Raw genomic sequence first — 18851 nt, 5'->3', positions numbered from 1 at the left:
GCGAAGTCGCGAAGCGACGCAGTCGAAGGACCCATATCGCTCGCAAAAACGCTACCCCTTCCGCGCCTTCTCAATCGCCGCGACATCAATCTTCCGCATCCCCATCATCGCGGCAAACGCGCGTTGCGACTCCGCGCCTCCCGCCGCCAGCGCCTCCATGAGCACCCGAGGCGTGATCTGCCACGACAGGCCCCACTTGTCTTTGCACCAGCCGCATTCGCTTTCCTGGCCGCCGTTGCCTACGATCGCATTCCAGTAGCGGTCGGTCTCCGCCTGGTCCTCGGTCGACACCTGGAATGAGAACGCCTCGCTATGTTTCATCATCGGGCCGCCATTCAAACCGAGGCACGGGATCCCCAGCACGGTGAACTGCACGGTCAGCACATCGCCTGCCTTGCCGCTCGGATAATCGCCCGGAGCCTTATGAACAGCGGTCACGGCGCTGTCCGGAAAAGTTGCGGCATAGAACTGCGCGGCGTCGAGGGCGTCTTTGTCGTACCACAGGCAGATGGTATTTTTTGCGATCATTAAGTTCTCCTTTTACAAGATGGCTATCGTAAAACAAGGCAGAGTTGCGGATGGGATGGAGGGATGAATCCCTCACGTTTTCCGGCAATTCGGGGTTTCGTTTTACCAAATTAACGGGATGAAACGAGGAAAACTTACCGTAAAACCCGAAGTTAGAAGTTAGTTAACATGTTTTTCCAAGTGCTTATTTATTGATGATTTGCGGCGGTATGACGTTTTTTGTCAACAATCCAGCCCCGTGTTTTTTTCCCCAAACGCGCGAAAACGCGACCCTGCAGCCTAAAAAATGTTCAACTCAGCCGATTTGCCGCAAAGGTGGTACAGGAAAAGTGAAAGATTTTGTTTACTGACTCAGCAATAGGCAATCTAGTCATGGAATTCGCGGTTCCCGAGAATTCCCAAGCGCATTTCCCGCCCCTGATTCCAAGAGAAGTCTAATCGCGCCCGGTATGCCTGTTGCCTTTATGCACTGGCATCATGCGGCAATATCGATTCGCCCTGGTTGTCTTCGTGCTCTCAAGTTTTCTCTTCAATGCGCCGCACCTTTTTGGGTCTCGCCGTACCGCATCCGACGTCATTCATCTTTCGCCGGGTGACGACATTCAGGCTGCGGTCAACGCCAATCCGGCAGGAACGTCGTTCGTGCTGTCGGCCGGCGAGTACCGATTGCAGAGCATACGCCCCAAGGACAACGACAGCTTCCAGGGAGAGGGACTTGTGGTCCTCAATGGATCGCAGGTTCTTCCGGCGGAGCCCGCGACGACCTATACCGGTCAGTCGCTCTGGAAGGTAAGAGCAACTCCGAACCGTGTCCAATATGGACAATGCCAGTCCGTCGCGCCCTTATGCGGCTATACGCAGGACTTGTTCGTGCGCGGCGTGCTCATGGCGCCCGCGCCCTATTTGATCTTTCTCACTCCCCGATCGTTTTATTTCGACCGCAACACCCACCAGATATTTTTTGTGCGCGCGCAATCGTCCTCGGTGCATGCAGCCCTGTTCGTCGAACTTGCGACCAGGAACTACGCCTTCTACGGAAGCGCCAAGGGAGTACGAATTGCCAATCTTGTCGTCGAGAAGTATGCCAACGAGGCGCAAAAAGGAGCGATCGGCGGGGACCGCAGCGGCAGCGGTTGGACACTCGACAATGTCGAAGTGCGATGGAACCACGGTGCCGGCGTGGAACTCGGCCCGCGATCAACCCTGCAGAACTCGAAGATCCATCATAACGGCCAACTCGGGGTAGCGATGAGCGGCCCGGACTGCCTGGTTCGGAACAACGAGATCGCGTGGAACAACTATGCGCACTTCGACCCCAACTGGGAAGCCGGAGGCTCGAAGTTCTGGGCCACCTCGAACCTGGAAGTGGACAGCAATGACGTTCACGACAATGAGGGCCCCGGGTTATGGACGGACACGGACAACATCCACACGGTTTATGAGAACAACCGCGTCATCCACAATTCGGTCACTGGCATCGTTCACGAGGTCAGTTACGACGCCACGATTCGTAACAACCTTGTCAAAGAGAACGGTTACGGCAAGAACAACTGGATGTGGGGGGCGCAGATCACCATTCAGAATTCCTCGAACGTCGAGGTCTATCTCAACCAGGTGGAAGTCGCGCCCGGCTACGGAAACGGGATTGCTGTCATCAACCAGAACCGCGGTACCGGGGCCTACGGCCCGCGAGTAGCGTCGAACAACACGGTGCACTTCAACGTGGTGGTGTATCACGGAAGCGCGGGAACCACGGGTTTCGCGGACGATACCGGCACTGCAGCCGCCACGCAAAACGCATTCGACAACAACATCTACGTGACTCCGAACTGCGCGGGAGTTCATTGGCGCTGGCTCAGCGGCAAGTATTGGACCGATTTTCAAGGTCTCGGGCAGGAACTCAATGGCAGCTGTCAGAATTAGGGAACGCCCAAACCCGACGATCGCGCCGCAAAACTTCCCCGAAATCCCCACATTCCTTTGGTGAGGTTGAGAATCCCCAAGTGGGTCGCCCGCCCGAGCAAATGCCCCACTTCGATCAAGACCTCAGTCAAATCGGACCCCCTGTTACCAGCGCCACCCCCTTCTCACATTTCATAGACTCTGTGAGAATTGCGATATTGGAGGACGATATGGCAAAACAATCCCGCGAGGATCAAATTCGGCGTATTGAGAACTTCACCTGCCCGATCCACGGAGTGCAGATAGGACAGGTCGATTTCCCATCCGATGGAACCGGATTTAATGTTGGAGGTTGCTCGAGGGAAGATTGCGATATTAGAGTCATCGTTGAGCGGAGAAGAAACGGGAGCTCTTGGGTTCCTGCCATTCGCCAAGTCGTCACAGCTAAGCAGCTAAGAAAGCTGCAAAGTATGTGGGATGAGAAGTTCCGCCACTTCTGCAAAGAGACGGCAAAGGCTCTTGATGCTGAACTTGAAATGATGGCGACCGAGCCAGCGGCCCAATTACCGGTCGCCCGCAAATAATCGACCTTTCAATCACCTCGGAGGAGGGCTATGGCCTCGACATTGGCGCAATCACTCCAGAGTGTTCTAGATGAATTGTCAGTAGGAATCACTGCCAATGGTTATCGCTCTCTAAACCTACGTGTTCTCCTAGAGAATCCGAACAAGTTCGTAACGGGATCGCTAACCTTCAGCGAAAACAGCTTTCGCGTATCCGATCCGGAGATACATAAGTACAACGATGCGACGCTCATCTCAGTGGTTTCTGACGTCGAGATGTGGCGCGATTTCTTGGTGCGGATGCTCACGGATAACTTCTCGTTATTTGGTACAGAGATCCCACTATCGTTGGCGTTCAGCCAGTCACAACCGGATACCGATCTCAATTCGGACATTTCCTCTCCGCGCTTCGCGTATCACTTCGATCTTAATAATCGCTACTACCATCAGACCCGAGGAACACTCATGGCGATAGGGCGACCACCGTATGCCAGTATCGAGGATGCGTCAGCGCGATTCGTGCATCAATTGAAATCACGAACAGGTGGGATTCTCCACGAAGGCAGGCTGGTGGTGAGCCTTCCGACGAAACCGCTCATCGCTTCCGCCGAATGGATTCCTGGCGAGCTCCGAATAAGATTTCATGAAGGGCTGCAGCCGCGTTATCAATTGGATATTTTGTTTTGGACGGGCGCCTCCGTCATCGAATCTCAATCACATTCCTCGCTCGGGCGAGACTTTACGTCCGCCGTTCCGAAACGAACCACGAGAATTACGGCATACCTAATCCGCGATGATGGGAATGTCGCGCATAGCTTCGAATTGCGGTCTCCGTATACTTTCGTCGGGGAAAAAACAGCAACACTCAGCTTGGAACAGCTGGTAAGAGCCGACATCGCCGCCGGCGAAAGCGAGATACGGGAGATGAAGGCGTTTTTTAACCCTGACGGAAACACCGAAATGAAGACGAGAGTGCTTCATACGACCATTGCGTTCGCTAATACGCAGGGAGGAACGATCTACATCGGCGTTGAAGATAACGGCGAATTTTCAGGAACTCCGAAACTGCGTGGCGTGAGTTCCAAACGCGTTCCCTCAGAGTGTGCGAAGGACATCTCCAAGAAACTGAGAAAACTCATCATCGAGAACACACGACCGGTTGTGGAAGTGCAAGCCAACGAAATCTGCCTTTCAGGGGATTGGGTGATTGCGCTTTCGGTCGGGAAGTCCACCGAGGTGGTGAGCACTCATCGAAATGTAGTGGTGATTCGAGCGGGTGCCAGTAACCGACTCCCTGACCCAAAATGGTTCGAACAGCGCAAAGCCGACAACTCTTGGTTCTAAGATGATCACTAACATTGCCGACCTGTTGAACAGGCTCCGCGAGGCCGAGATCGCCCGAATCGACGCGCAAGGGATTAAACACACGTCGACAATCGGAGATATGTATGAGGGGCTCACGTCCACGATCCTCCAAAGGACCTTACCGAAGGGCGCTGATTTGCGCGTGGTCTCCGGATTTGCAGAAACCGCCTCCGGAGCCATGTCAGGGCAACTCGATTGCATGATTGTGTCCGGAAGCGGTCGAAAGCTTCCCTACACCGACGCCTATGTCTGGAAAGTGAAAGACGTTCTAGCTGTTATAGAGGTGAAGAAAACTCTCTTCTCTGATCAATTTGCGACTGCATATGATCAGCTCAGAAATCTACTCGAACTGCATTGGACCGACTTCTCGGCAACTCATGGGGATCAAATTGACATCGGACCCGCGCTTCAGGCGTACAGGCTCACAACCGGCCTTGAATCCCCTCGCCACGCGGACGCGGCGAAACTCCCATTCCATCTAGAGATGCTTTATAGAACGCTGGTTGTTGAACAAATATCCCCTCTTAGAATCATTTTTGGCTATAGAGGGTTTGCGTCCGAGGGATCGCTCCGCGAGGCCTTCTTCGATTTCATCGAAGCGCATTCTAAGCAGAGAGGATTCGGCGGTAGCAGCCTTCCAAGCCTGATAATCTGCGGAAAAATCAGCCTTGTGAAACTGATTGGGATGCCATTCACCGCCCCCATGGATGGCGAGAGATGGCTGATCTACGCATCGTCGAATCAAAATCCACTGTACTTTCTTCTTGAGTTCATTTGGACGAAGTTGTCCCACAGATTCTCGATGCCGGAGTGGTTCATGTCGGACCTGACTTTGTCTCAGCTGTCGCCGGTTTTGTCTGGCAAGGCCGTTCGCAAAGGGGATGTCAGCGGATGGGAATACTGGACGCACTCGCCAGACTTGTCGAAGAAGAGCGATCTTCCGGAACCAGGCTATTGGGAGCCCGTGGCCGTTTCGGAATACGGGTTTTATGTATTCAATTTACTCTGCCAACGCGAGAAGCTACCTAGAACCGAAGAGTTCATGGGACAGACGGCGGAAGAGAAAGCGGAGTTCCAATTACTTCTTGATCGGAGAATCATTGGTTTTGACGGGGATCAGATAGTGCTTTTGACCAATCAAGCGCAATGTGTCTTCGCTCCAGACGGTCAAGCCTACGTAGGCGAAAACGACACTGGCAGATTGACCGCTTGGCTGCGGAAGAGGTTCTTTGACAACTCTCGTTAGGCGGGTGGCGCACGCCACCGTCTCATCTATTCGGGTGCCCCATCCTAGCTCGCCTCGTTTGGCGAGTTAGGGTGGGTCTAACAAGACGCGTCGAAGGCGCATCCGAGCCTTCGAGAGCGAGACCAACCCCGCGATCGCGCCCCAAGAAATTCCCCTGAAATCCCCAAATATTCAGTCCCAAACTCGAAAAAACGTGCTCTCCAACGCAATTTTTCAGCATTTTTCCCCGGAAAAAAGCAAAGAAAAAAGCGTTTACCACGGAGGGCACGAAGGATCACGAAGGTTGATTCCGAGTTTGAATGGGGGCGGCGATTGAAGGGGCACGGACCAGGCTTACGCATTTTCATGTGCGATAGGGGTCCTTCGACTCCGTCGCTTTGCGACTCCGCTCAGGATGACAGGACATCGCACTGGAGACTGAGACAGTATCGTCGGCTGGGCCGAGAGGGCGGGTGGTTCACCCATGATCCCCAAAAACCTTCGTGTACTTAGTGTCCTTCGTGTTGAAAGATTTTTCTCTGATCACCCGCACCCGTGTCCGCCATCACAGCCTCTTCCCTTCCACCGCGATATCGTGCGCAGATGGCTCATTGCCACCGCACCACTTTTTGCTCTTTCCAAACCAGCGTCGTCCAGCCCCCGGGCTCGATTTCGATCTTTGAAACCCTTCGTCAACCTTCGTGTCCTTCGTGGTGAAAGATTTTGGGTTTTAGGTTTTAGGTTTTAGGTTTTAGGTTCAATGTCCGATAACGCGCAGAGAACCCTCGAAAATCGCACCTAACTCCTACGCCGAGAGGAATTTACCTCTAACTATCTTTAGAAAGAGGAATTTGCGGACATTGCATAGTCTAAGTTGCTGAAAACACTAGACAGGGGGGAGGGGGGTACCGCTACCGCGCACAGAGCGTATTCTTCCTCTGCTTCATCTAACGGCGGCAGATGGAATCCCTGCTCAGCGGCGACGACGAGAGGCAGCGCGAGGACGAACTGCCCTTCTGGCGGAACTGGGTCCGCGTCCTCTTTTCTTCCGAACACGGCGCGCGCGACCGGCTGTGGCCACGCTGGATTTTTCTGCGCTGCCTCGGCCTGATCTACTTCTCGGCGTTCTACTCGCTGGTGTTCCAGGTGAAGGGCCTGATCGGCGTCGATGGCATCCTGCCGGCACGCACCTACCTGCGGGTGATTGCCGAGGGCGCGCCGGGGATCACGCGCTTCTGGTATGCGCCGACGCTGTACTGGATCTCGACCAGCACCGGGTTCATCTACGCGCTGTGCTGGGTGGGGCTGATCGCTTCCCTGCTCCTGCTGCTGAACCTGTGGCCCCGGGGGATGCTGGTCCTCTGCTTCCTCTGCTTTCTTTCCTTCGTGGGGGCGGCAGGCGATTTTTCTTCCTATCAATCTGACGGCATGCTGCTGGAGGCAGGATTCATCTGCCTTTTTTTTGCGCCTCCGGGATGGCGGCCGGGATTGGCTGCGTCGCATCCACCCTCGCGCGCTTCGCTGTTCCTGCTGCAGTGGGAATGGCTGCGCATCTACTTCGAGAGTGGCATTGTGAAGCTCGCCAGCGGCGATGTGCAGTGGCGCAACTTCACCGCCATGGATGAGTACTACCAGAACGGTCCGCTGCCAACGTGGATCGGCTGGTACATCCAGCACCTGCCGCACACGTTGCACGCGTTCGCCACGGGCGCGACGCTGGTGATGGAACTCGGGCTGATCTGGATGATCCTGCTGCCGCGGCGCTTCCGCATTGTGCTGTTCGCCATCGTGTGCTCGTGGGAAGTGATGGTGATCGCGACCGCGAACTATGCCTTCCTGAACTACCTGGTGCTGTCGCTGGGGATCTTGCTGGTGGATGATCGGTTCGTGCTGTCGGTGTTTCGGCGGAAGGACATCGTATTCACCACAGAGGCGCAGAGGCACAGAGAGTTGGAGTTTCTGGGTCGGCATTGGCGCGCGGCTCGGTTGGCTGTCGCGACGGTGATGCTGACTTGGGTATTCTATGCGACGGCCGCGGAACTGCTGCTGCTGTTGTGGCGTGGAGCGCCGGTTCCGACCGAGCCTGTCGCGGTGCTGGAGCCGTTCCGGATCGCCAACCAGTATGGCTTGTTCGCGGTGATGACGCGCGGGCGGTACGAGATCGAGTTCCAGGGCTCGATGGATGGCGAGCACTGGACGGCGTATCCGTTTAGGTACAAGCCGCAGGCGCTGAACGAGGCTCCGAAGGTGTATGCGCCGTATCAGCCGCGGTTCGACTGGAACCTGTGGTTCGCGTCGCTGGATAACTGGCGGAACGCGCCGATCGTCCCTAACGCCGAGGTGCAACTGCTGCGCAACCAGCGCGATGTGCTCGGGCTGTTCGCGGGGAACCCGTTCGCGTCGGCGCCGCCGAGGCAGGTGCGCGCCGTGCTGTGGCAGTATTGGTTCACCACGATGGACGAGAAGCGCACGACGGGCAACTGGTGGCGACGGGAGTTCCTCGGCCTCTACGCACCGACAGTAGAGCTAGGCGAGGATGGCCGTCCGCGGTTCGTCCGTGAGCCAGTAGTAGAGAGCCGCGAGCCGTGAGCGGACGCGTGGTCGTGGTGGGTGCGGGACCGAATGGGCTTTCGGCGGCGATCGTCGCGGCGCAGGCGGGATATTCCGTTGAGGTGTACGAGGCGGAGGAGATAGCCGGCGGCGCGGCGCGCACGATGGAACTGACGCTGCCAGGCTTCCACCACGACTTCGGTTCGGCAGTGCATCCCATGGCGGCAGGCTCCCCCTTCTTCACCACCCTCCCGCTCCACGACTACGGGCTGGAGTGGATTCAGCCGGGGGCTCCGTTAGCGCATCCCCTAGACGATGGAACGGCTGTCGTGCTGGAGCGCGATATCGGCGAGGCGGCGCTGGCACTCGGGCGAGATGGGGGGGCGTGGCGGAATCTGTTTGGAACCTACGCGCGGCGGTGGAGTGAGCTTGCGGGCGAGATTCTGCGACCGGCGCTGCGGGTGCCGGGGCATCCGGTGATGATGGCGGAGTTTGGGATGCGGGCGCTGGCGTCGGCGAGTGCGCTGGCGCGGAATAAATTTCGAGAGGAGCGCACACGAGCGCTGTTTGCGGGGATGGCTGCACATTCGTTTCTTTCCCTCGATGAGCCGATGAGCGCGGGGATTGCGATGGTGCTGGGTATTACGGCGCACGCGGTGGGCTGGCCGATTCCGCGCGGGGGCGCGGGGGCGATTACGCAGGCGCTGATTGGGTATCTGGAATCGCTGGGCGGGAGGGTGGTGACTTCGCATCGTGTGGAGGAACTGCGGGCTCTTGGCGAATATCGCTTCGCGATGTGCGATGTGACGCCGCGGCAGTTGCTGGGGATGACGCAGTTCCCTGCTGCCTATACACGAAGCTTGCAGCGGTATCGGTATGGGCCGGGAGTGTTTAAGGTGGATTATGCGTTGTCGTCGCCAGTGCCGTGGAAGGTGAAGGAGTGTGCGCGGGCGGGGACTGTTCATATCGGCGGGACGCTGGAGGAGATTGAGGCGTCCGAAAAAGCTACTCGCGGTGGTCAACATGCGGAACGGCCATTTGTGCTGCTGTCGCAGCCGACGTTGTTTGATGCTTCGCGCGCGCCGGATGGGAAGCACATCGCGTGGGCGTATTGTCATGTGCCGAATGGATCGACCTTCGATATGTTGCCGCGACTGGAAGCGCAGATTGAACGCTTCGCGCCGGGATTTCGGGATTGCGTATTGGCACGAAGAGTGTGGGCACCGGCGGATTTGGAGAAGCAAGACGCGAACCTTGTCGGTGGCGATATTGTGGGAGGGATTCCGGATTGGAAGCAGACGTTCTTTCGGCCGTCGTGGAGAGGGTATTCGACGCCGCTGCAGGATGTTTATTTGTGCTCTTCTTCTACTCCGCCGGGGGGCGGGGTGCATGGGATGTGCGGGTTCCATGCGGCGACGATAGCGGTGAAGAAGTTTTCGCGATGAGCGTCACGGTCAGGATAGCGGTCCTTCGACTGCGCAGCGCTGCGCGCGACTCCGCTCAGGATGACAGAAATTGAAATAGGTTTGTTGAGAGCTAGCTTTTGACGCGGCGCTGGTGGGTGCTGGGAATTCGCATGTCTTCGCGGTATTTGGCGACGGTGCGGCGCGTGACTTGAATTCCCTGGGATTGCAGGATGCGGGTGATTTGCTCGTCGGTTAGCGGGCGGGCCGGGTCTTCTTCTTCGATTAGCTTCTTTACGCGGCGCTTGAGGATGAGCAGTGATGTCGCACCGCCTTCCGGACCATTCACGCTTTCACTGAAGAAGTAGCGGAGTTCGTAGACACCTTGCGAGGTGTGAACGTATTTGTTGGCGACGGCTCGGCTGACGGTTGAAGGATGCACGCCAATTTCTTCGGCGACTTCTTTGATCATCATCGGCTTGAGCTGGTCAATGCCGTGGTCGAGGAAGTCGCGCTGGCGATTGATGATCGAGTAGCAGACTTTGAGGATCGTTTGTTTACGCTGCTCGATGTTCTTGATGAGCTGGATGGCTGACTTGTAGCGCTCTTTGACGTAGTTGCGAACGTCTTTCTCGGCGGCGTCGCGATTGAGGAGGCGCTTGTAGCCGGGATTGACGCGGAGCTGCGGGATTTCTTCGTCGTTCATGACGACGATGTATTCGTCACCTTGTTTGACGAAGGCGACATCGGGCTCGATGAGACGCGTCTCCTGCTTGTTGTAGCGGAGGCCGGGCTTGGGGTCGAGGGTGCGGATGAAATCTAACGCTGCAGTGATCGATTCGATGGGACGGCCGAGTGCTTTCGAGATCTCCTTGTACTGCTTGTTCTGGAGTTCGTGCATGTGATCGCTGACCATGCGTATGCCGTCGTCAATTGCTTGCGCGATGTGGCCGTTGCCGTTCTTGTGGGGCAGGCCTTCGAAGTAGCGAAGCTGGATCAGCAGGCACTCGCGGAGGTCTTGCGTCGCAACCCCAACGGGATCGAGATTCTGGATGATATGGATCGCTTCACGAAGGGCGTCGCGACAGAACGGAACGGCGGCTGGCGCGGTACGCGGGGGGACCAGAGTAGGCCGCGGCGGTTCGACGGCGGTTTCAACCTGAACGGCAGTGTTGCCGCCGTCGATCTCGGAATGGGAATCCGACTCTTCAGTGACTTCGATATTTTCTCCAGCTTCGAAGCCCGCCATCTCGAGGGCGGAAATCTGCTGGTCAACATCAGTGGAGACGGCTTTCGCACTCTCGCTGGAAGGTTCGGCACCGGCTTCTTCGGTGGAGATGCCGAGGAGTTCGTCTTCGCTGGCGGTGAGATAGCCCTCATCGTTGAGGTTGCCGATGATGAGTTCGGCAGCGGCGAGAACGTCGTCCTTCAAATGCATGGAGCCAAGCTGCCACATGAGGTGGTCGGTGAGGGTGGTTGGCTTGGAGAGGAAGTTTTCGAAGGAAGGACGTTCTACGTCTTCGATTTCGCTCGAACTGCGGTAACCCGGATCGAGGTATTCCTGGAAGAAGGAGCCGAAGTCGATTTCTTCAAATGGGTCCTTGGCTTCAGGAGTGGCGGGGGCTTCTTCAGCGGTGGCCAGGGAAGAATCGCGGTCGCGTTGTTCTTCCTTGGCGGAGATGTCGTCTATGAGGGGTACATTTTCGTCGAGTTCTTCGAGGACCGGGTTTTCAATCATCTCCTCATTGATCATCTCCTTGAGCTCCATTTTATTGAGCGCAAGGACGCTGACCATCTGAACCAGACCCGGGGTGAGGATCTGTTTCTGAGACACTTTGAGATTCAGTCTAGGCTGGAGAAGCACCATAAACGCACAAACCCGATGAATTGATTTTAAACCAGAGCGGGCGTTTTATTTTGCACATAAGTTACTTTCGGAATGCTTTTAACGTGAATTGGCGGGGTGTTTGCAGGTGGATCAGCAGAGTAGATGCTTACGATCGATTAAACGAGGGTGAAACTCTCGCCGAGGTATACACGCTTGACTTCGGGATCGTTGGCGAGTTCTTCTGCCGTACCGGTACGGAAGATGCGACCTTCATTAATGATGTAGGCGCGATCGGTGACCGAGAGTGTCTCACGAACGTTGTGATCGGTGATCAAGACACCGATACCGCTTGCCTTGAGATCGAAAATGATCTTCTGAATGTCGAGGACGGCGATGGGATCGATGCCGGAGAATGGTTCATCGAGAAGGATGAATGAAGGTGAGATGCAAAGGGCGCGGGCGATTTCGACGCGGCGGCGTTCACCACCGGAGAGCGAGTAACCTTTGCTCTTGCGGATGTGTCCGAGACCGAGTTGGTCGATGAGACGTTCCATTCGCTCCCGCCGCTCGTGCCACGAGATGGGCTGGGCTTCGAGAACGGCGAGGATGTTTTCTTCGACGGTGAGCTTGCGGAAAACTGAGGGCTCCTGCGGGAGGTAGCTGATGCCGTAGTTGCGGGCCCGCAAGTACATGGGGACGTCGGTGAGGTCTTTATCGTCGATCAGGACACGGCCCGTATCGAGCGGAATCAGGCCGACGATCATGTAGAAACTGGTGGTTTTTCCGGCACCGTTGGGACCGAGGAGGCCGACGACTTCGCCCTGGTCCACCGAGATGTTGACACCGTGCACCACACGCCGACCGCGGTACGTCTTGCCCAGATCTTCGGCCGAGAGGGTACTCATTATCTGCTTACTCTAGTGTGAGTTACGGTCGGAGCGGCGTTGGAGCCTTCCACCAGAACCCTATCATCCTTACTAAAGAAGGTCAACGATTCGCCGCGCACGGTGCCGTGTTCAGCATCGGCAATTGCGGGGTTATCGCCGGAGAGAACGAAGCGGCCATCCTGCTGGAAATAAGTGAGCTTGTTCCCGGTTGCGCGACGCCCTGGTTGCGCAAGAACAACCGTTCCCTGCGCGATGATGCGATCGAGTTGACTCGGTCCGGGTTGAGCAGTTGGGGAGGTAGAAGCACCGGATTCTTTCAGATAAACATCGACATGATCGGCGGTGAGAACGCCGTCAGTGGTGCGGGCGGTGACGCCGCCTTCGTAGCGGGCGCGGCGTTCGGCGTCAACGTAGGTAAGTTTGCGAGCGGTGATGTTTACCGGTGTGATCTTGCCATCTTTGTCTTTTTGAACGAAGACGCTGGTGACCGGAGAAGCAGCTTGGCCGGTGCCCTGCGCGACGAGACTGCGTTGGTCGCGATTGAATTCGATGGTCGGAGCTTCAACCGTATTCGCTCCTTGCCAGAGTCGCGAGCCCCCGGAGTACGTAGCGGCGCCACCGTTCTTGAGCGCGATCATTTTTTTCGCGGTGACATGGATGGGATCGCTGGCGGCGAGCATGGCGCCATTAGGCTGCTCCTTCAACTGGCTGTACGTGGACTTCACGTTGCCATCCGCCGTGGCCTCGCCAGTGTGCCGATTGATATTGACGAGGCTCGCGGTGAGGCTCATGCCGCCGTCGGTGATTCGCGGACTGCCCGTCAGACGAAGGAGTTCGTCAGATGGCGAGTAGGTAGCTTTTTCGGCTGTGGCGGTGCGCTCCCCTTGATTTGCCGGCAGGGCTTCGTGATAGCGGAAGTTGCCCTGTTGTAGAACGCTCGCGAGTTCCCCCTTCTCGTTGTAAAGAACCTCAAGTTTGTCGGCAGTGGTCGTGCGTTCCGCCTGGCCAGCTGCGCTGGAAACGACGCGGGAATTGGGTTGACCAAGGATGTGGTTGATGTGGCCTTGCTTGCTAAAGTCGGCGACGAAGCGCCCGGCGGTGACAACGGTGGTCGTCGGAGGTTGATTGCCGCTGGCGCGCTGGTCAATGTTGACTTGCGCCTTGCCCGAGGTGGCGGCTTTCGAAGGCAGTTTGCCGTTGCGAACATCAATATCGAGAGCATCGGCAACGATCTCGGTACGTTGCTGGGAGTGCGAAGGGCCGGAGCCAGCGGGCTCTTCGATTATGTGTGCGTTGTCTGCAAGGCGAATGTTAGTGGGCTGCGTAGCCTGATCGAAGTGAACAAAGATGCGATCGGAGAAGCCGTGCATGGGCCGTTCTCCGCTCGAGCGAAAACGTGTGCCATCTGACAGTGTGGTCAGTTGCAGATCGTTGTCGGCCCCGAATTTCAGGTTCGCTTTTGCAGCTTGAACCTGATAGCTGTTCACACCGTTGTTATCAGCTTCAACGTTGCCATCGGCGAAGATCTGTTCAATGGTGTTGTCGCTGCGAAACGCGATGGTCACGGTGTCGGAAGTGATGGTGCTGTCGGGCTGCTTGACGGTGACGTGCGAGAGTACTGCGCGACGCGGTTCTTTGGTGATGACGGCGTGGACGGCAACCAGGTTTTGAGGCGTCGGACCGAGGGTGGCGACCTTGATTTCGGAGTTCAGTGTGAGCCGATTGGTGTGGGAATCATAATCAACCCCGCGGGCGGAACCGTTCGCTTGTGGAACATGGAACTCGATGGATTCGTCGGTGTGGGCAAGACCTGTCTTTTGATTGAAGACAAGGCCGCTGGTTTTGAGATGAATAGGATTTTTTAATTCGGCGGGCGTTGCCTGATCGGGACGCTTAGGTCCCTGAGCATTGGCTTCGAGATCGATGTCCACTTCGCCGCGAGCGGTGACGTTTCCCGTTTTGTTGTCATATTCAAAATTGGCACCGTAGATCTGGTCAAAACGGGAACCATCACGGCCGTAGACGACGATGCTGACGTCCTGGAGGGCAGCGCGACCGGTTTCTTTATATTGCGTGGCCTTCTTGGCGCTGATCTTGAAAAGGGTCCTGCCCCCTTCGGACTTCGAGAGCGAAAAACCTTCCGTGCTCTGCTGAATCTCCACACCAAGTTTCTTCGCCGCAATATGCAGTAGAACGCGCTGCTCATAGCGGCGGACGAGGTAGACACCCGTCACCACTACGACGAGCGTGATGGTCGCAACCGCAAACCAGATGCGAAGGCGAGTGATGGAGAAAGACATCTTCTTAAATATTACGCGAAGTGCGACGGGATGTTGCGTGTTTGGGTGGCTGAGGTCGGCGAAGGGAGCTCAGAGTTTTCCAAGATGAAAGTGGCGAACAAATTGCAAAAGTTTAACGCGAGTTCAGCATTCGACTTTTCAGTTCGGAGAACACCTTGGAAATCGAGCGTTCCATCCCGCGTCGGGAGAAGGCAGTCTGGCAAGAAAATCCAGAATGGCTCTTTGAAAGTGCACCCGAAGCGATTTTCGTGTTCGACGACGACTTGCAGTATCTCGAAGCAAATCCTGCCGCCTGCCGGCTCTTGCGACGGAATAAAGAAGAAATCGTCGGCTGCAAGATTGGAACTTTCTCAGAAGACGGTGCCCGGCTGGCGGAGGCAATACGAAAGACCCCTGTAGGCGACGGCGTGGAGGCGTCGCACACGCTGATTCTCCCGGATGGCAGTGTGCGAACGGTTGAGATGGTGACCCGACCGAACATGCTGCCGGGGATCCACCTTTCGTTCAGCCGCGATGTAACAGACCGGAGGCTGCTGGAGCGGGAATTGGAACATCACACGCGACTCGAAGCAGCGGGCAAACTTGCGAGTGGAATCGCACACGACTTCAACAATATGTTGACTGCGATCCTGAGCTACGCCGACTTGCAACTTCAGCATGTTGAATCCGGCTCGGCTATGCAGCGCTATGTCTTGGGAATACAGGCGGCGGCGGAGCGCGCGGCGCAGACGACGCATCAGTTGTTGGCATTTTGCCGGCGTCAGAAGATGCAGTTTGCGGAGACGCAGGTCAACGATGTGATTCAACAGTCGTCGGAATTGATTGGGCGGCTCATTGGTGAAGACATTGAGTTGGCGTTCGATCTCGATCGTGGCATTCCCGAGGTATGGGCAGACGCGGGACAGTTGAACCAGGTATTCGTGAATCTGGCGGTGAATGCGCGCGATGCGATGCCGAGGGGCGGACGACTGCTCTTCGCGACATCCAAGCGCGGGACGGAAGAAAAGGATAAACGCGTTTCCATTTTTGTCCACGACACCGGAATGGGAATTGGCGCTGATGTGCTGCCGCACATCTTCGAGCCGTTTTTCACGACGAAGGAGCAAGGCAAAGGAACCGGTTTGGGACTCGCGACCGTTTACGGAATTGTGAAGCAAATGAAGGGCGAGATTCTGGTTAGCAGTGAACCGGGGCGTGGTACGACGTTTGAGATAGCACTTCCAGCCTCGCGGGCGGCGGGTGCTTGGGTAGAACCGGTGACCGCGAAGGCGAAGCCGAACAATATGGAACATCGGCCATTTGCAGAGTGACTTGAGGGAAAAATGAGGATTCTGGTTGTAGAGGACGATGCGCCCCTCGCAAAGTTCGTCGCTAAGGGTCTGGAGGAAGAACACTATGCGGTGGACACCGTGCACGATGGGGAGCAGGCGAAGTCGATGGCATGCGAAGTCGAGTACGACCTCGTAATCCTGGATCTAAACCTTCCCAAGCTGGATGGCTTCGGCGTACTGCAACAGGTAAGGGACCATAAACGCTGTCCGATCCTGGTTCTTACAGGGAGGACGAGGCTGGAGGACCGCGTCCGGGTGTTGGATGGGGGCGCGGACGACTGTCTGCTGAAGCCTTTTTCCTTTGCCGAACTTTCGGCGAGAGTACGGGCCTTGTTGCGGCGTGGAGTGTCTGCGGCGCAATTCAAATTGCGGGTTGCCGACCTCGAACTGGATCGGGTGCAACGCACGGTTGCTCGCTCCGGCAGGCGAATTGAACTCACCTCGAAAGAGTTTGCGTTGCTCGAATACCTGATGAGGAATGCAGGAAGGCGGGTGACGCGCACCATGATCATCGAACACGTGTGGAACTTGAAGTTCGATACCGGAACCAATGTCGTGGACGTCTATGTCAACTATCTGCGACGTAAGGTTGACTCGGAGTTCCCGACAAAGTTGATCGGCACGGTGCGTGGAGTTGGCTATGAGATTCGTCCTGAGGGCGTGGAGGCATCGGTATGTCAGTGATTGCGGGCCTTGCTGAAACTGAGATGCTCTCGAGATTTCTGCATGATCTCTCGCAACCCGTCACTTCCCTGCAATGTTCGGCGGATGTCGCGCTGCTTAGGCCTCGCACCGGCGACGAATACGCCGCGGTTTTACGCGAGCACTGTGTGCTGGCAGCCGATCTTCGCAAACTTATTGACGATTATCGCTCGATTGCGTTCGGCGACGGAGAGTGCGGAAACATCGGCTTATCGTCAGATCGGCAGGAGTGTCCACAGACTTCACCGATTCTGTGAAGTTTCTAATCGCCAGCTTATCTGTTTCTTAGCGGCGCAACATAAAACAACGACGAGGCATCCATGATCTCTCCAATCATCAACGAACTCACCGCGAACCCGGGGGTTCTCATTGCAAGTCCGAACCCGGCGTTTCGTCGCCAGGTGATCGACACGCTGCCGACTACCTGGCGGCCTGTACTGGAGGCGCAGGGAGGGGCGGACGCGCTTGGCAAGCTCGAAGCCAGCGATTGCCGAATGCTGCTTCTCGATCGGCAGTTGCTGGACCTCGATGTCGAGGAATTGGCGGGACTGGTGAGACTCCGGTATCCGGGGGTGGACGTTCAGACGCTGGAAACGCCTCGCATAAAAGGCAGCGCGGTTGATATTCCCGAGAGGCATAGCAACATCAACCAACTCGCGATTGACACGCAACTCTCACCGCTGGATGGCATGATCGGCAATTCGGAGCGAATGGGATCGGCGTATCGAGCTATCCGCAAAGTCGCACCACGGGACACGCCGGTATTGGTCATGGGAGAGACGGGCACGGGAAAAGAGCTGGTAGCACAAGCAATTCATCGGCTCAGCCGCCGCTGTGAAAAAGCCATGGTAGTGATCAACTGTGCGGCCATTCCCGAGAGTCTTTTGGAAAGCGAACTCTTTGGGTATGTCCGCGGCGCGTTCACGGGCGCAGCACAGACGCGGCAAGGACGGATACAGGCGGCGAACGGGGGGACCTTGTTCCTGGATGAAATCGGTGAGATGCCGTTCGAATTGCAGGCAAAGCTCCTCCGCTTTCTCGAAACCGGCGAACTGCAACGCCTCGGAAGCTCTGAGACTTGGCGAGTCGATGTGCGCTTGGTTGCGGCGACGAACCGGAACCTGCGAGAGAGCGTCCAGATGCAACGGTTTCGCGCTGACCTGTTCTATCGGCTTTGCGTTTTTCCGATCGTCCTACCACCTCTGCGAGACCGAAACGGGGATATTTCCCAGCTTGCGACCCACTTTCTCTCTACCTTCGATCGCGATTGTTACTTCACCCCGGCGGCAATCAAGAAGCTCGACGCTCATGACTGGCCGGGAAACGTACGCGAACTGAAGCATGTGATCGAGAGGGCGACTATTCTCGCGAACGACAAAGCCATCACGGTCGAGGACGTGGTCCTCGATGCGGAAGCAGTCATGAACTATGCAACCGATCTCAGCGTGCGGGGAGTGAACCATGCCGGAACTTTCAACTGAGCTGCTCAACGTTGCCGAAAGAGCGCTGGATGTTTCGGCCGCGAGACAGAGGGTGATCGCCAACAACATGGCGAACGTAGACACTCCTGGTTATCACACGCGCGACATCGACTTCGCGGGGCAATTGCGACAGATGCTTGGTGAGGCGAGCGGGGGCAGCCAAACAACACTCGCGAGTCGCAACGTCCCGGGACTCGTCGAGCGTCCTGATGGCAATAACGTGAACGTCGAGCGCGAGAGTTTGCTGATGGCCCACACGCAACTCGAATTCAATACCGCGATCCAGGTGATCCGCTCTGAGTTCAAGCGAATCCAGATGGCGATCCAGGAGCAGTGACGATGAACTTGTTTGACCAGATCCGAACCAGCGGTGGTGCGATGGCGGCGGAACGGTTGCGGGCTGAGATCGTCGCCGGGAACATGGCAAACGCCGAGACGACGAGGACTGCGGAAGGCGGCCCCTACCGCAGAAAACAGGTCATATTCAGTTCAGCACAACCGACGTTTGGAATGGTTCTCGCCAAGGCAGGGGGCGAACCCGCGATAGGCGGTGGTGTGAGGGTGTTGGACATCGTGCAGGATAGCCGGGATCCGGTGCTGCGCTATGAACCAGGACACCCGGACGCCAACGCCGAAGGCATGGTTGCGTATCCGAACATCGATCCAATCGAGGAGACGGTTGATTTGATGAGCGCCTTGCGGAGCTACCAGTTGAATGCATCCGCGGTCCAAGCAGCAAAACAAATGATCCAGCAATCTCTCGAGATATTGAAGTAGGAGGGCGCG

At 56.7% G+C, this 18851-nt stretch carries 16 protein-coding genes; 12 read left to right on the top strand and 4 right to left on the bottom strand.

The genetic code is table 11. The annotated features are described in order from the left end of the window. Nucleotides 1-51: 51 nt before the first annotated feature. The gene (locus ACID345_RS08560; protein WP_011522472.1) at nucleotides 52-528 is read right to left on the bottom strand and encodes a VOC family protein; all 477 of its coding nucleotides are present in this window, start codon (nucleotides 526-528) and stop codon (nucleotides 52-54) included. A gap of 510 nt (nucleotides 529-1038) precedes the next feature. Here ACID345_RS08560 and ACID345_RS08555 point away from each other — a divergent pair. The 6 genes from ACID345_RS08555 (at nucleotide 1039) to ACID345_RS08530 (ending at nucleotide 9578) form a co-directional block, all read left to right on the top strand. Continuing rightward, nucleotides 1039-2451, top strand: coding sequence for a right-handed parallel beta-helix repeat-containing protein (locus ACID345_RS08555; protein WP_228370753.1), 1413 nt, complete (start codon nucleotides 1039-1041; stop codon nucleotides 2449-2451). Between the two features lie 209 nt (nucleotides 2452-2660). Further along, nucleotides 2661-3014 (top strand): hypothetical protein, encoded by a 354-nt coding sequence (locus ACID345_RS08550; protein WP_148210054.1) that lies wholly within the window; start codon nucleotides 2661-2663, stop codon nucleotides 3012-3014. Nucleotides 3015-3044: 30 nt separating this feature from the next. Then, complete coding sequence (locus tag ACID345_RS08545) at nucleotides 3045-4337, top strand: ATP-binding protein (protein WP_011522469.1); 1293 nt, start codon at nucleotides 3045-3047, stop codon at nucleotides 4335-4337. 1 nt (nucleotide 4338) lies between these two features. Continuing rightward, complete coding sequence (locus ACID345_RS08540; RefSeq protein ID WP_011522468.1) at nucleotides 4339-5604, top strand: DUF6602 domain-containing protein; 1266 nt, start codon at nucleotides 4339-4341, stop codon at nucleotides 5602-5604. 939 nt (nucleotides 5605-6543) lie between these two features. Continuing rightward, entirely contained in the window at nucleotides 6544-8172 is a 1629-nt protein-coding gene (locus ACID345_RS08535) for a lipase maturation factor family protein (RefSeq protein WP_011522467.1), read from the top strand. Next, nucleotides 8169-9578 (top strand): phytoene desaturase family protein, encoded by a 1410-nt coding sequence (locus ACID345_RS08530; RefSeq protein WP_148210053.1) that lies wholly within the window; start codon nucleotides 8169-8171, stop codon nucleotides 9576-9578. Before ACID345_RS08535 ends, ACID345_RS08530 begins: the two co-directional genes overlap by 4 nt. A gap of 91 nt (nucleotides 9579-9669) precedes the next feature. Here ACID345_RS08530 and rpoN read toward each other — a convergent pair whose 3' ends face one another. The 3 genes from rpoN to lptC all read right to left on the bottom strand — a co-directional run bounded on the left by rpoN (nucleotide 9670) and on the right by lptC (nucleotide 14551). Beyond that, nucleotides 9670-11403, bottom strand: coding sequence for an RNA polymerase factor sigma-54 (rpoN, locus tag ACID345_RS08525; protein WP_011522465.1), 1734 nt, complete (start codon nucleotides 11401-11403; stop codon nucleotides 9670-9672). Nucleotides 11404-11540: 137 nt separating this feature from the next. Continuing rightward, complete coding sequence (lptB, locus tag ACID345_RS08520; RefSeq protein ID WP_011522464.1) at nucleotides 11541-12269, bottom strand: LPS export ABC transporter ATP-binding protein; 729 nt, start codon at nucleotides 12267-12269, stop codon at nucleotides 11541-11543. Then, a complete protein-coding gene (gene lptC, locus ACID345_RS08515) occupies nucleotides 12269-14551 on the bottom strand; it encodes an LPS export ABC transporter periplasmic protein LptC (RefSeq protein ID WP_011522463.1) in 2283 nt (760 codons plus the stop codon). The genes lptB and lptC overlap by 1 nt, the downstream gene beginning before the upstream one ends. 155 nt (nucleotides 14552-14706) lie before the next feature. Here lptC and ACID345_RS08510 point away from each other — a divergent pair, with 155 nt between their 5' ends. The 6 genes from ACID345_RS08510 (at nucleotide 14707) to flgC (ending at nucleotide 18842) form a co-directional block, all read left to right on the top strand. Beyond that, on the top strand, nucleotides 14707-15861 hold the full coding sequence (locus ACID345_RS08510; RefSeq protein WP_011522462.1) for a two-component system sensor histidine kinase NtrB: 1155 nt from the start codon (nucleotides 14707-14709) through the stop codon (nucleotides 15859-15861). A gap of 12 nt (nucleotides 15862-15873) precedes the next feature. After that, a complete protein-coding gene (locus ACID345_RS08505; RefSeq protein ID WP_011522461.1) occupies nucleotides 15874-16566 on the top strand; it encodes a response regulator transcription factor in 693 nt (230 codons plus the stop codon). Beyond that, nucleotides 16557-16841, top strand: a complete 285-nt coding sequence (locus tag ACID345_RS08500) for a hypothetical protein (RefSeq protein WP_041855553.1) — start codon at nucleotides 16557-16559, stop codon at nucleotides 16839-16841. The genes ACID345_RS08505 and ACID345_RS08500 overlap by 10 nt, the downstream gene beginning before the upstream one ends. Nucleotides 16842-16904: 63 nt before the next feature. Further along, entirely contained in the window at nucleotides 16905-18065 is a 1161-nt protein-coding gene (locus ACID345_RS25300) for a sigma-54 interaction domain-containing protein (RefSeq protein ID WP_011522460.1), read from the top strand. Beyond that, entirely contained in the window at nucleotides 18046-18402 is a 357-nt protein-coding gene (locus ACID345_RS27365) for a flagellar basal body rod protein FlgB (RefSeq protein ID WP_011522459.1), read from the top strand. The genes ACID345_RS25300 and ACID345_RS27365 overlap by 20 nt, the downstream gene beginning before the upstream one ends. A 2-nt stretch (nucleotides 18403-18404) precedes the next feature. Continuing rightward, nucleotides 18405-18842, top strand: coding sequence for a flagellar basal body rod protein FlgC (flgC, locus tag ACID345_RS08485; RefSeq protein ID WP_011522458.1), 438 nt, complete (start codon nucleotides 18405-18407; stop codon nucleotides 18840-18842). Nucleotides 18843-18851: the final 9 nt, after the last annotated feature.

The sequence above is a fragment of the Candidatus Koribacter versatilis Ellin345 genome, assembly GCF_000014005.1.
GTDB lineage: Bacteria > Acidobacteriota > Terriglobia > Terriglobales > Acidobacteriaceae > Korobacter > Korobacter versatilis_A.
Note: the sequence above shows the minus strand (reverse complement) of the source record. Positions and strands in the feature narration are given on the sequence as shown.